The sequence below is a fragment of the Leeuwenhoekiella sp. LLG6367-2.1 genome, from assembly GCF_045055775.1.
Taxonomy (GTDB): domain Bacteria; phylum Bacteroidota; class Bacteroidia; order Flavobacteriales; family Flavobacteriaceae; genus Leeuwenhoekiella; species Leeuwenhoekiella aequorea.
Map to the genome: position 1 here is coordinate 1,549,874 of NZ_CP159331.1, position 13,026 is coordinate 1,562,899.

At 35.2% G+C, this 13,026-nt stretch carries 12 protein-coding genes; 10 read left to right on the top strand and 2 right to left on the bottom strand.

Features of this window, described 5'->3' with window-relative positions; all coding sequences use genetic code 11:
- The first annotated feature begins 66 nt into the window (after positions 1-66).
- Positions 67-1,338, top strand: coding sequence for a phosphoribosylamine--glycine ligase (purD, locus tag ABVM53_RS07045; protein ID WP_405330692.1), 1,272 nt, complete (start codon positions 67-69; stop codon positions 1,336-1,338).
- Positions 1,339-1,405: 67 nt separating this feature from the next.
- Here the strand turns inward: purD and ABVM53_RS07050 are convergent, their stop codons facing one another.
- Positions 1,406-1,621, bottom strand: a complete 216-nt coding sequence (locus ABVM53_RS07050; RefSeq protein ID WP_371455477.1) for a DUF6341 family protein — start codon at positions 1,619-1,621, stop codon at positions 1,406-1,408.
- 81 nt (positions 1,622-1,702) lie between these two features.
- Between ABVM53_RS07050 and ABVM53_RS07055 the strand changes: the two genes are divergently transcribed.
- The 6 genes from ABVM53_RS07055 to ABVM53_RS07080 are packed head-to-tail and all read left to right on the top strand — an operon-like array spanning position 1,703 to position 6,872.
- Positions 1,703-2,635, top strand: a complete 933-nt coding sequence (locus ABVM53_RS07055; protein WP_371455476.1) for a DUF6427 family protein — start codon at positions 1,703-1,705, stop codon at positions 2,633-2,635.
- A complete protein-coding gene (locus tag ABVM53_RS07060; RefSeq protein WP_405330693.1) occupies positions 2,623-3,267 on the top strand; it encodes a hypothetical protein in 645 nt (214 codons plus the stop codon). The genes ABVM53_RS07055 and ABVM53_RS07060 overlap by 13 nt, the downstream gene beginning before the upstream one ends.
- Positions 3,264-4,259, top strand: coding sequence for a DNA adenine methylase (locus ABVM53_RS07065; RefSeq protein WP_405330694.1), 996 nt, complete (start codon positions 3,264-3,266; stop codon positions 4,257-4,259). Before ABVM53_RS07060 ends, ABVM53_RS07065 begins: the two co-directional genes overlap by 4 nt.
- 6 nt (positions 4,260-4,265) lie before the next feature.
- A complete protein-coding gene (locus ABVM53_RS07070; protein ID WP_405330695.1) occupies positions 4,266-4,883 on the top strand; it encodes a DUF4254 domain-containing protein in 618 nt (205 codons plus the stop codon).
- A complete protein-coding gene (locus tag ABVM53_RS07075; RefSeq protein ID WP_405330696.1) occupies positions 4,884-5,921 on the top strand; it encodes a glycosyltransferase family 9 protein in 1,038 nt (345 codons plus the stop codon). It begins immediately after the preceding gene.
- Between the two features lie 6 nt (positions 5,922-5,927).
- Positions 5,928-6,872: an NAD(P)H-dependent flavin oxidoreductase gene (locus ABVM53_RS07080; protein ID WP_405330697.1), complete on the top strand. Its 945-nt coding sequence runs from the start codon at positions 5,928-5,930 to the stop codon at positions 6,870-6,872.
- 79 nt (positions 6,873-6,951) lie between these two features.
- On the opposite strand, the gene ABVM53_RS07085 is transcribed toward ABVM53_RS07080, so the two are convergent.
- On the bottom strand, positions 6,952-8,004 hold the full coding sequence (locus ABVM53_RS07085) for a 2Fe-2S iron-sulfur cluster-binding protein (protein ID WP_405330698.1): 1,053 nt from the start codon (positions 8,002-8,004) through the stop codon (positions 6,952-6,954).
- Positions 8,005-8,108: 104 nt separating this feature from the next.
- On the opposite strand from ABVM53_RS07085, the gene ABVM53_RS07090 reads away from it, so the two are divergent.
- From ABVM53_RS07090 to ABVM53_RS07100, 3 genes are all read left to right on the top strand, one after another.
- Positions 8,109-9,578, top strand: coding sequence for a DUF5687 family protein (locus ABVM53_RS07090; RefSeq protein WP_405330699.1), 1,470 nt, complete (start codon positions 8,109-8,111; stop codon positions 9,576-9,578).
- A 63-nt stretch (positions 9,579-9,641) separates the two neighbouring features.
- Positions 9,642-10,361, top strand: a complete 720-nt coding sequence (locus ABVM53_RS07095; RefSeq protein WP_405330700.1) for an ABC transporter ATP-binding protein — start codon at positions 9,642-9,644, stop codon at positions 10,359-10,361.
- Positions 10,362-10,457: 96 nt separating this feature from the next.
- On the top strand, positions 10,458-13,025 hold the full coding sequence (locus ABVM53_RS07100) for a tetratricopeptide repeat protein (RefSeq protein WP_405330701.1): 2,568 nt from the start codon (positions 10,458-10,460) through the stop codon (positions 13,023-13,025).
- Position 13,026 lies beyond the last annotated feature (1 nt).

A 13,026-nucleotide genomic window follows, 5' to 3' on the forward strand; every position in this document is an offset into this window, starting at 1 on the left:
CTAAAATTAGTAGGTCAATTTACAAACATTTATTTTTGAGGCTTAATCTAATTTCAAGTTACTACGATGAATATTCTAATTCTGGGTTCTGGTGGTCGTGAACATACCTTTGCCTATAAAATTGCTCAAAGTCTTAAGTGTGAACGCTTGTTTGTTGCTCCTGGTAATGCCGGAACGGCAAAACTCGCGACAAATGTTGACCTTAGTGTAAATGATTTTGAAGCTGTTAAAAAACTTGTATTAGCAGAAAACATTGAGATGGTGGTTGTGGGGCCAGAAGACCCACTTGTAAATGGTATTTACGACTTTTTTAAAAATGACAAGTCTCTAGAAAAGATAGCCGTTATTGGTCCATCAAAGAGAGGTGCATTATTAGAGGGAAGTAAAGAACGTGCTAAAGAATTTATGGCGATGTATTCTATTCCTACTGCCGCCTACGAAAGCTTCAAAGCAGAAAGCCTTGAGGCAGGAAAAGCTTTTTTAGAAACGCTTAATCCGCCTTATGTACTTAAAGCAGATGGGCTAGCTGCCGGTAAGGGCGTTGTTATTCTTGAAGATATAGAAGATGCAAAGGCAGAATTAGAAGACATGCTTACTAATAAGAAATTTGGTGCAGCCAGTGAAACGGTGGTAATTGAAGAATTTCTAGATGGTATAGAGCTTAGCGTCTTTGTACTTACCGATGGTAAAAACTACATAACACTTCCTACAGCAAAAGATTACAAGCGTATAGGTGAGGGAGATAAAGGGTTAAATACTGGTGGTATGGGAGCTGTATCGCCGGTACCGTTTGCTGATGCGGCTTTAATGGAAAAAATTGAAAATCGTATTGTAAAACCTACTGTTGAAGGTCTGGCTGCTGAAGATATTGATTATAAAGGATTTATTTTTATAGGATTAATAAAAGTAGGAGATGAACCAAAAGTTATAGAATATAACGTACGTATGGGTGATCCTGAAACAGAGGTTGTGCTTCCGCGTATTAAAAATGATTTGGTTACTATGTTTGAGCAGGTAGCTGCTCAAAAGCTAGATGAGGTTACTCTTGATCTGGATCCTAGATATGCAGCAACTGTAATGCTAGTGAGTGGTGGTTATCCTGAAGCATATGATAAAGGTTTGAAATTAACTGGCTCTGAAGAGGTAAATAGCTCTCTCGTTTTTCATGCAGGTACTTCATTAAAAGATGGAGAAGTAATCACGTCTGGAGGACGCGTTATGGCAGTAACATCATTACACGAAGATTTTAAAGAAGCGTTGAACACATCTTATGAGAATATAAAGAAAATCTCGTTTGATAAAATGAATTATAGAACAGATATTGGATTTGATTTGTAGCAGTATCAAATAATTAAAAAGCCTGCTCATAGCAGGCTTTTTAATTATTCTATATTTTGTGAAGAGCTTATTTATTCAAGTTGTGATGCTCGTCTTTATCAAATTTCTTTAATTGTAAAGTCCAGTATGTAAATGCAGCAGCAGCTATTAAGATAAATACAAAGTTCAGCAAATTTGCAGCAATCCAGCTACTATCTTGTAATTCTCGTATTGCATCTAACGGCGCTAAAGCAACATTCACAAAAAAATCTTGAATACCGTAAAATAAATCTTTCAATTCCATAATTGTATACTTTTACATCGTTATTAGCGAAGTCGCACGTTCAATGTCTTATTGTGCGGTGCAAAAATATAAAAAACTAAGATGCTTACAAGCTTTTTTGGCGTTTCAAAACCTATAAATTTTGCAATTATTGTAATTGCAGTGCTTATTTATTTTTCGGGTCTATATGTATTATCAGATTTTTATGAGTTAACAGCGTACACTATAATAAACCAGTTTTTCATTCTGCTCGTTTATTTGTTTTCATTGGGTGTGCTTAATTTTGTGGTCAAAAAAAACACGCTTACTAAGCGTAACACGTATATCGTCTATCTTTTTGTCTGTTTTTCATTTGCAGTACCTACTACATTCTTTAATTCAGATATTATAATTTCGGGAGCATTTGTTCTCTTAGCATTACGACGCATTATAAGTTTAAAGTCTTCTAATGATTTTAGTAAAAAAGTCTTTGACGCCGCTTTCTGGATTACTATAGCATCCTTGTTTTTCTTCTGGAGCTTTTTGTTTTTGATTGTACTTTACTTTGCCATCTTATTTTATGGGCGCTTAGATTATAGAAACTGGTTAATTCCTTTTACAGGGATATTTGCTGTACTTATTATTGCCGTTACGTACAGTATGTACACAGATGGCGTAGTAGATTTTGCATTAAATTATGTGCAACTCCCCACCTTAGACTTTACAGCTTATAGTTCGCTAAGTCTATTATTACCGGCCTCATTTTTCCTAGCACTTTATTTATGGTGTGGTACATTTTACATTTCACAGATTTCTGATGCTTCCCAAACATTAAAAGCTTCTTATTTTTTAATTTTAATAAGCTCTGCAGTCGCTTTAATAATTATACTCTTTTTAGCCCCTTTACGAGATGGTAGCGAATTGTATTTTATCTTTGGCCCGTTAGCCATAATTAGTGCTACTTATATTGAAAAACATAAGAGTTTCTGGTTTAAAGAAATGCTTTTATGGCTTGCATTACTCATCCCTTTATTTTTATTGTTTTGGCACAATTAGATTTAGTAAAACTTGAGCAGGAGCTCAAAAAGCGGTGGCCTTACAGAGATATTTGGTTTAGGAAACAAAACGATGTTTGGGATAAATACAGCAATTTTATATATAATATTCAAGAGTTTGAAGCGCTTCTCGAGCGTATAAAGGAAACTGTAGATAAACACCGTTTAAACAAAAAACATTTCTTTTATTATACAGTTAATCGCTGGTATAATTTCTGGAGTGCTTGTGCTGTAGAGCAAGTATTTATTGAACTTGACGGGGTAGATGCTGCTAAGAATAAAAAAGATAGGCTTGTTGATTTTAGCATCCAAGGAATAAAGTTTGATCTTAAGACTTCAAAATTTCCTAAAGGTTTTGGGAGAGATCTTGATTTTGCCATGTCGCATCAACAAAAACTTATTAAGTGGCTTTACCTCAATCAAAGTACAGGTAGACGGTATCATATAGAAAACAGATTGTTCCTTATTGTTTACAGTGAAGATGGAGATCATTATAAGTTAAAAGCAGAAATCGAATGGCTTAAAACTCATATTGAAGAGTATGTAGAAACCTTCGATATATCCAATTTAAAGCGGCCACATATAACCGAAACAAAACCTGCATATTCAGACATAATCTGGGCGATTAAATGAATTATATAGGTTCAAAACATAAACTTTCTCATTGGTTACTCACTAACATTCAATCTGTTTGTGGAACCGATTTGTCTGCAAAAATATGCTGTGATCTTTTTGCAGGCACGGGCAGCGTAGGCCGCAAACTTAAACCGCTCGTAAAAGGGGTAATAGCAAATGACCTTGAATATTATAGCTATGTTTTAAATCGAAACTATATAGGCAATAATATTAATCTAGATGCTGAAAAATATCTTGAAGAACTAAATAATTTAAAACCCGTAAGCGGATTTATATATCAAACCTATAGCGAGTCTGGAGCGGCAAACCGACTTTATTTTTCTGCAGAGAATGGAAAAAAAATAGATGCTATACGCACGCAAATTGAGAAGTGGTACATTTCAAATAGCATCAATGAAGATCTCTATTTTTTTCTTCTGGCCTCTCTATTAGAAAGTGCAGATAAAGTTGCAAATACGGCATCTGTGTATGGAGCATATCTAAAAAAGATTAAAAAATCTGCTCAAAAAGCCTTAGTACTTAAAGCTGCAGATTTTGAATGTACAAATGGCTCACATACGGTATTTAATGAAGATAGTAATGCGCTCATTCAAAGTATTGAAGGTGACATTTTATATTTAGACCCTCCTTACAATGCGAGACAATACGGGGCTAATTACCATTTACTAAATACTATTGCAAAAAAAGATACCTTTGTACCTAGAGGCAAAACAGGTCTGCGCGACTATTCAAAAAGTGCCTTTTGTAGTAAACTAGAAGTAGAACAGGCATTTGATAACTTGATCGCTTCTGCAAATTTTAATACAATCTTTCTAAGCTATAATAATGAAGGATTAATGCCTGCAGAACTTGTAAAAAAGATAATGCAGCGTTATGGTAAATATGATTTAGTAACTACAGAATATCAGCGGTTTAAAGCAGATAAAACTGAAAGTAGAAATCATAAAGCCACAACAACAACAGAATTTTTACACATATTAGAAAAATAGAATACCATGATTACACATACCGCAAAGCGAATTTTTGAGCGCGCTGTCGATGATTATCACATTAAAAATGATGTAGACCAGCCTTTTAAAAATCCGTTTGATACAGACGTAGATTTCTTAGAACATTTACTTTACCGTAAAGCTTGGATCGATACTGTACAGTGGCATTATGAAGATATTATACGTGATCCGCAAATAGATCCTGTTGCAGCACTTAAATTGAAGCGTCAAATAGACTCTTCAAATCAGGAGCGTACAGATATGGTGGAGTATATAGACAGTTATTTTCTTAAAGAATATAAGGATATTGAGCCTAATGATAATGCAACGATTAATACAGAAAGTCCGGCTTGGGCATTAGATCGCCTATCTATTCTTACCCTTAAAATTTATCATATGGAAGAAGAAGCAAACCGTCAGGATGCTTCAGATGACCATAAAGATGCTTGCCAGAAAAAACTAGATATACTTTTAGAGCAACGGGTAGATTTATGTGCCGCCATAGACACACTTATCATTGATATTCGCAATGGAGATAAGTACATGAAAGTTTACAAGCAAATGAAAATGTACAACGATGATGAGCTAAATCCAGTATTGCGTAACCAGAACAGAAACTCATAAATGGCACTAAAATCGCCACATATATTATGCATACGCTTTTCTGCTATGGGTGATGTGGCGATGACCATTCCGGTTTTAATTGCTTTAACACGTAAATATCCTGATCTGGAAATAACTGTGGTGTCAAAACCTTTTTTTGCGCCTCTTTTTCAATCTATTGAGCGTGTTCATTTCTATGGGGCCGATGTTAAAACGAAATACAAAGGTGCATTAGGTCTTTATAAACTTTTTAAGGATCTCAAGCCCGAGCGTTTTACTGCAATTGCAGATTTACATAGTGTTATAAGATCGCATGTTTTAAAATCTTTTTTTCGCTTGCGCGGAAACTACACCGCTCAAATAGATAAAGGCCGGACTGAGAAAAAAGCACTAACAAAATCTGCAAATAAAGATTTTAGACCTTTATTAACCACCCACGAGCGATATGCTTCAGTTTTTAAAAAAATAGGTTATCCCATTCAACTTGATGGAAGTGAGATTCTAGCAAAGCAGAGTTTAAGCAATAATGTGCGAGCAATGTTAGGAAATGAACCTCAAAAATGGTTAGGGATTGCACCTTTTGCGGCTCACGATGGTAAAAAATACCCTTTAGAATTACTCGATGAAGTTTTAGCGGCTTTAAGTGAAAAGCCTTATAAAATAATTCTTTTCGGGGGTGGTAAAGAAGAAGAGCGGCTATTAAATTTATTGGCATCAAAATATGACTCTGTATGTAGTGTTGCAGGTTGCTTTAGTTTTTCCGAAGAAATCGCCTTGATATCTCATTTAGATGCTATGCTTGCCATGGATAGTGGAAATGGACATTTGGCTGCACTTTTTGGGATTCCTACACTTACGATTTGGGGTGTTACACATCCTTATTTGGGGTTTGCACCGTACAAACAATCAATAGAAAATCAATTACTTGCAGATCGTGAGATGTATCCTGCGATACCCACATCTGTGTACGGTAATAAAGTTCCACAAGGATATGAAAATGTCATGCATACCATATTGCCAGAGCAAGTTTTAAAACGCATTTACGCACTTCTAGATTAGAATATTATGAAAAAAACACTCAAGCAACTGCTTAACATTGAGCACCCTATTATTGTTGCTCCTATGTTTTTAGTTTCTAATGTAGCAATGGTAAAATCAGCAATGCAAGCAGGAGTTGCAGGATGTATTCCTGCATTAAATTATCGTACACTTCCAGAGCTGCGAGAAGCGATCACTCAATTAAAAGCCTCAAAAACAGAAAATGGAGCTTTTGGTTTCAATTTAATTGTAAATAAATCCAATCTTAAATTTCCAGATCAATTAGAGGTATGCTGCGAGATGGGTGTAGATTTTATAATTACATCGCTAGGAAATCCTAAACAAGTAATTGAAGAAGCGCACAAAAAGGGAATTCTTGTATTCTGTGACGTTGTAAATATTGAACAAGCCCTAAAAGTAGAAGCATTAGGCTGTGACGCCGTAATTGCTGTCAACAATGAAGCGGGAGGTCATCGAGGAGATAGGTCACCTAAACAATTGACAAAAGAGATTAATGAAGCGTTAAAAATCCCTGTGATTTCTGCCGGTGGGGTAGGTGATAAATCTGAGCTGGAGGAGAAGATGAGTTATGGTGCAGTAGGAGTAAGTATTGGGAGTCCTTTTATTGCATCAGAAGAAGCAGGAGTCTCTAAAGAATACAAAGAGGCTTGTGTGGCTTATGGGGCAAAAGATATAGTAGTTACTCAAAAAATAAGTGGAACGCCTTGTACAGTCATTAATACACCTTATGTACAGGAAATAGGTACAAAACAATCGTGGATTGAAAGCCTATTGAATAAAAATAAATGGCTTAAAAAGTATGTAAAGATGCTGCGCTTTTTAAAAGGGACTAATATGGTTACTAAAGCAGCGGCAGGAGCAACTTATAAAACAGTATGGGTTGCGGGACCTACAATTGAACACACAACATCTATTGAGCCTCTTCAAAAAATTATTCAGCGATTCATCTAGCCAGAAATATGAATACATTAAAAAAAAAGCACCTCAGATTAAAATCTGAGGTGCTTTTTTTAGGAGAATAATTTAATCTCTATAAATCATCATAATCAACTGTCAAGTTTGCTGAGGTAGCTAATGCCTGGCAGGTTAAAATTAATCCTTCTGCTACTTCACCATCTGTAAGAATTTGATTTTTACGCATCACAGCTGTTCCTTCTGTTACACGAGCTATACAACTACTACAAATACCTCCTTGACAAGAATAGGGTACATCGATGTCATTATCTAAAGCTGCATCTAAAACAATTTTATCTTGATTTATTGTAAGTTCAAACTCTTCATCGTCAACCACAATTTTGAGTTGGGTTACACCGTCTAAAGCTTCAGCGATTTCTGCACCGTCATTTGAACTGGTAAATAACTCAAACTTAATTTTGTCTTCAGCTATATTATTTTCAGCAAGAATAGCGCTAACCCCTTTAATCATTTCTTCAGGACCACATAAAAAATACTGATCAAAATCATGAGATTTAAACTTGTTCTTCAGTATATAATTAACTGTTGCATTCTCGATACGTCCAAAATGAGAATCTGATTCTTGCTTTCGGCTAAAGACAAATTCTAAAAATAAACGTTCGGGATATTTTAGCTGAAGTTCTAAAAGCTCTTTATGAAAAATCGTTTCTTCGATTGTTCTGTTTCCGTATAGCAAAACAAATCTGCTATTAGATTCTTGTTCTAAAACCGTTTTTACAATAGATAGTACTGGCGTTATACCACTTCCTGCTGCAAATGCTGCGTAATCTTTATTGTTATCAGCATTGGTTTCAACAAAAAATTTGCCTTCTGGAGGATGAACTTCAAGAGACTCACCTACTGTTAATTTATTATTGGCCAGCACAGAGAATGTACCACCTTCTACTTCCTTTACAGCAACCTTAAGTTTACCGCTTTGAGGTGTTGAACATAGAGAATATGCACGGCGTATTTCTTTCCCTTCAATTTCGGTTTTTAAAGTAACATACTGCCCGGCTTTAAATTCAAATTGCTCCTTTAGTGCGTCAGGAACACCAAATGTTATGCTTACAGCTTGTGCCGTTTCGCGTGTAATATCTTGTATAGTAAGTGCGTGAAAATCGCTCATTGCTTAAAAATTTTGGCAAAAATACAAAGCATGATGGTTATGAAGCGTAACATTTTTATAATTTTCACACTAATGGTATGACCATAAGCCAAAAAATAAATTAGATGATTAAACACTTTCTCAATCTAGAATGGAAAAGCTTTTTTAGATCTGCTGCTTTTCAAACAAATATTATTCTTAAAATATTTATGGCGCTGGGAGCGCTTTATTTTATTGGAATATTCTCTATGGCGGGTGTAGGAGCCTATTTTGGCCTGGAAAAGGCAGGATTAGAGCCGCTGCAAACCGTAAATCGTTTTCTAATTTACTACCTGGTTGTAGATCTTCTCATCAAATATTTTTTACAAAAAATGCCGGTGGTAAATATTAAACCGCTACTTATACTTCCGTTTAAAAAATCTAAGATCGTAGATTTTGCATTAGGCAAAACAATGGTTTCCTTTTTTAACTGTATCCACGCATTTTTCTTTATTCCTTTTAGTGTGGTATTGCTCATTAAAGGTTATGATCCTTTGCATGTAATTACTTGGCATATTGGCATTTTAGCGATGATTTATATAAATAATTTTATCAATGTATTTCTTAACGACGCTCTTGCTCTGGTTGTAGGTTTTGCGACTGTAATTGCAGCTTTTGGAGCATTACAATATTATGAGGTATTTGATGTAACTCCGTATATAGGTGCTTACTTTCAGGGTCTTTATGATTATGTGTGGCTATTTATAATTCCGGTTGTAGTGGTTGTAGTTTTATATAAAGTTGCACATAGCTTTTTCTTAAAAAGACTTTATTTAGATGCAGGGCTCGCTACTAAAGCTCAGATGGCATCAACCGAAAATCTTGACTGGCTGGATCGATTCGGAAAAACGGCTAGTTTTTTAAAAAATGATATAAAACTCATAAAACGCAATAAAAGATCGCGTACTACATTGATTATGAGTGTGGTATTTCTTTTTTACGGTCTTCTATTTTTCTCTGGCGGAATTGAAAGTTATGACAATCCATTTATGAAGATATTTGCCGGTATATTTGTTTCTGGCGGATTTATGTTCAGTTTTGGTCAGTTTGTACCTAGCTGGGATAGTTCGTATTATCCCTTAATGATGACTCAAAATATTAAGTATCAGGAATATTTAAAGTCAAAATGGATGCTGGTTGTAATTGCCACAGCTATATCTACGGTTCTGGGTGCTTTTTACCTCTATTTTGGATGGGAAGCTTACGCAGCCATTCTTGTAGGAGGCATTTTTAATATGGGTGTTAATGGCCACGTGGTTCTGCTGGGCGGTGCTTATATCAAAACTCCAATAGATTTAACGAGTAATAAAAAAGCATTTGGAGACAGCTCTTCTTTTAATGTAAAAACTCTTTTGATCACTGTGCCTAAATTATTGCTGCCCATTGCTTTGTATGCACTAGGTCATTTTACACTAGGACCCGTTTTAGGTTATGCATTAGTCGCGCTTGCCGGTCTGGCAGGGTTTGCATTTAGAGATTTTATGTTCAAAAAAATTGAAAGTGTGTATAAAGCCGAAAAATATAAAACCATCGCAGCCTACAAACAAAAGAACTAATCTCTTTTTAGTCTAACAAAAAGGGAAAAACAATTATCATCCACGAACAAAGAACTATACAATATGATACATATTCACGATTTATCAAAAGCCTATAACGGAGTTACCGTTTTGAAAATTGAAGAACTTAATATTCCTAAAGGGGAAGCTTTTGGTCTTGTAGGAAACAATGGCGCGGGAAAAACAACACTATTTAGTGCGCTATTAGATCTTATACGACCTACTACAGGATATATTCAAAATGGAGAAGCTAAGGTTAATGAGAGCGAAGCTTGGAAATCACACACCGCATCATTTATAGATGAAAGCTTCTTAATAGGTTATTTAACTGCGGAAGAATACTTCTATTTTATAGGAGAGTTACGGGGTCAAAACAAAGCCGATGTTGATGCATTACTAGCCGGTTTTGCAGATTTCTTTAATGATGAGATTTTAGGCAAACGTAAATACCTGCGTGATCTTTCTAAAGGAAACCAAAAGAAAGTAGGTATCGTTGCCACTTTAATAGGAAATCCTGAGGTGATTATTCTTGACGAGCCTTTTGCAAATCTCGATCCTACTACGCAGTTTAGACTTAAAGGCATTATTAAAAAACTAGCTCAAGATACAGATATAACGGTGTTAGTTTCTAGTCATGATCTTATTCATGTTACAGAAGTATGCGAGCGCATTGTGGTTTTGGAAAAAGGAAGTGTAGTTAGAGATATTAGAACCTCTGAAGCTACGCTGAAGGAGTTAGAGACTTATTTTAGTAAAGAGGATACTGTGGCTGAAAATGTCTAATGCTAATGTGATTAAAAAGCGTGTTTAGGTAATCAATTTTGACGCATTAAATTTATTTCAATAGCTATTTAAACCGTTCATACTAATTTTGCTACTTTGCAGTTATTGCTTTATACTAAACTAGATTTGCAAACTCAGGTACAAAAAATACTCATCTTAGCAGTGTTAGCGAGTGCTCTTGTGGGGTGCTCGCGTAAAAAAGACAAATTTCTAAGTAGAAATTTTCACGCACTTACTACGGAATACAATACGCTGTTTAACGGTAGGCAAGCCTTTGAGCAAGGTCGTGATGCTCTTATTAATGGGTATCAAGATAATTTTTGGTCTATTTTACCGGTTGAGCGTTTAGAAAATCCAGAGTACATTCCCTTACCCGGAGATGCTGTAGATCCAAGTTTTAAAATTGCTGAAGAAAAAGCTATTAAAGCCATTCAAAAGCACAGTATGCAAATAAATGGCTCTGAGCGCAATCCGCAAATGGATGAAGCTTTTATGCTTTTAGGAAAATCCCGCTATTACGATATGCGGTTTGTTCGTGCCCTTGAAGCCTTCAATTATATTCTCGCCTATTATCCCGCCAGTAATAATATCGCTCAAGCAAAAATTTGGAAGGCAAAAACAGATCTTAGATTAGAAAATACTAAAATCGCTATTGAGCAACTTCACAAACTTCTCAAAGAAGAAAAAGAACTTGATGCACAGGATTATGCAGATGCATCTGCCATGTTAGCGCAAGGTTATATTACAGAAAACCGCATAGATAGTGCGCTGGTGTATATTGAAAAAGCGGCCTTTTTAACTCGTAAAAATGAAGAGAAAGGCAGGTATTATTTTATTAAAGGGCAATTGTATGATTTAGTAGATCAACCTCAGTTAGCAAACGCCAATTACGATAAGGTAATTGATTTAAATCGCAAGTCGCCACGACGATATATGATTAATGCCTATGTGAATAAGATTGCAAATTTTGATTACCAATCTCAGGATCAACAGCAACTTTTTGAACTGCTTACAGATTTAGAGAGCAATAGGGAAAACAGACCTTATCTGGATATTATAAATTATCAGTTTGCGCAGTTTTATCTAAATGTGGGACAACAAGATTCCGCAGTTTCTTATTTCAATAAATCTCTTACCTCAAAAAGTGCTGATAATTTTCTAGTCTCACGGAATTACCTAAGTCTTGGCGAACTTAATTTTGACAATTCGGAATATCTACAAGCAGGTGCTTATTATGACAGTACATTGTCTTTTATTCCTGAAAATACCCGAGAATTTCGTGACATTTACAAGAAACGTACAAATCTTAATGACGTTATACTTTATGAAGGTATTTCTACACGCAACGATAGCATTTTAAAATTAGTTGCAATGAATTCTGCAGACCGTAAAAGCTATTTTGAAGATTATATATTTCAATTAAAGGAGCAACGAAGTAAGGATTCTATATCGGCATCAATCGCTGAAGCTACTATTGCTAATAATGAATTCTTTACTCCAGACACACAGGTCGCGACAGGAAGTGTATTTTATTTTTATAACCCAGTACAGGTTGCACAAGGTAAATTAGATTTTAAATCCAGATGGGGAGCTAGAGCTAATGAAGATAACTGGCGTATATCAAGTAAACAAGGAGCACTGCAAGAAGAAAAAGTAGCTTCAGGAAGAGAAGACGAGTTAAAACTTACGGAAGACGGTTTGTATTCTGTAGATACTTACATTTCAAAAATACCCTCTCAACAACCTGTAATAGATAGCATAAGCACAGCACGTAATTATGCTTATTATCAACTTGGACTTATTTACAAAGAAAAATTAAAAGAGCCTCAGCTAGCTATACAGCGGTTAGAGGCGCTTTTACAAAATGATCCTGAAGAACGTCTAATACTGCCAGCAAAATATAATCTTTACCAGCTGTATGCCTCTCAGAATGAAGCATTCAACAGAGATAAGTATAAAAATGATATACTTATCAATTATGCAGATACTCGATACGCTAGTATAATTAATAATCCTGATAAAGTGCTGGCTAAAGATGCAGACAGCCCAGAGGTTTTGTATAATAATTTATATAAACAGTTTGAAAATCAAAACTTTGAACAAGTCATTGTGAATGCAGATCGTTATATTGACGAATTTGCAGGAGATTCTTTTGTGCCAAAATTTGAATTATTAAAAGCTACAGCCATCGGTAGATATCGTGGCTTTGAAGCATATGAAGCAGCTTTAAATTATGTTGCTTTAAATTATCCTAATCAAGAGGAAGGCAAACGTGCTAAAGAATTAATTGAAAAGGCGCTACCACAATTGAAAAGTGCTGATTTTGCACCAGATTCTCAGTCACTTAGTTTTAAATTACTTTATGCAATTAACAAGCAAGACTTAGAGCAGGTAAATCTGTATAAGGATTTCTTTACACAGTTAATAAAAGAACAAGGGGCTTCAGCCATTTTCACATCTCAGGATGTGTATGATTCAAACACGACTTTTGTTGTAATACACGGTTTTAAGACTGCAGCAGACGCGATGTTTTTTGCTGAAAAAATAAAGGAATCTGAATCTACTACAGTTAAAACGGAACCGGTTGTAATAAGCGCAGACAATTATAGAATTGTTCAGATACATAAAAATATAGAAGCATTTAAAAACAAAGAAGTAGAGTAAT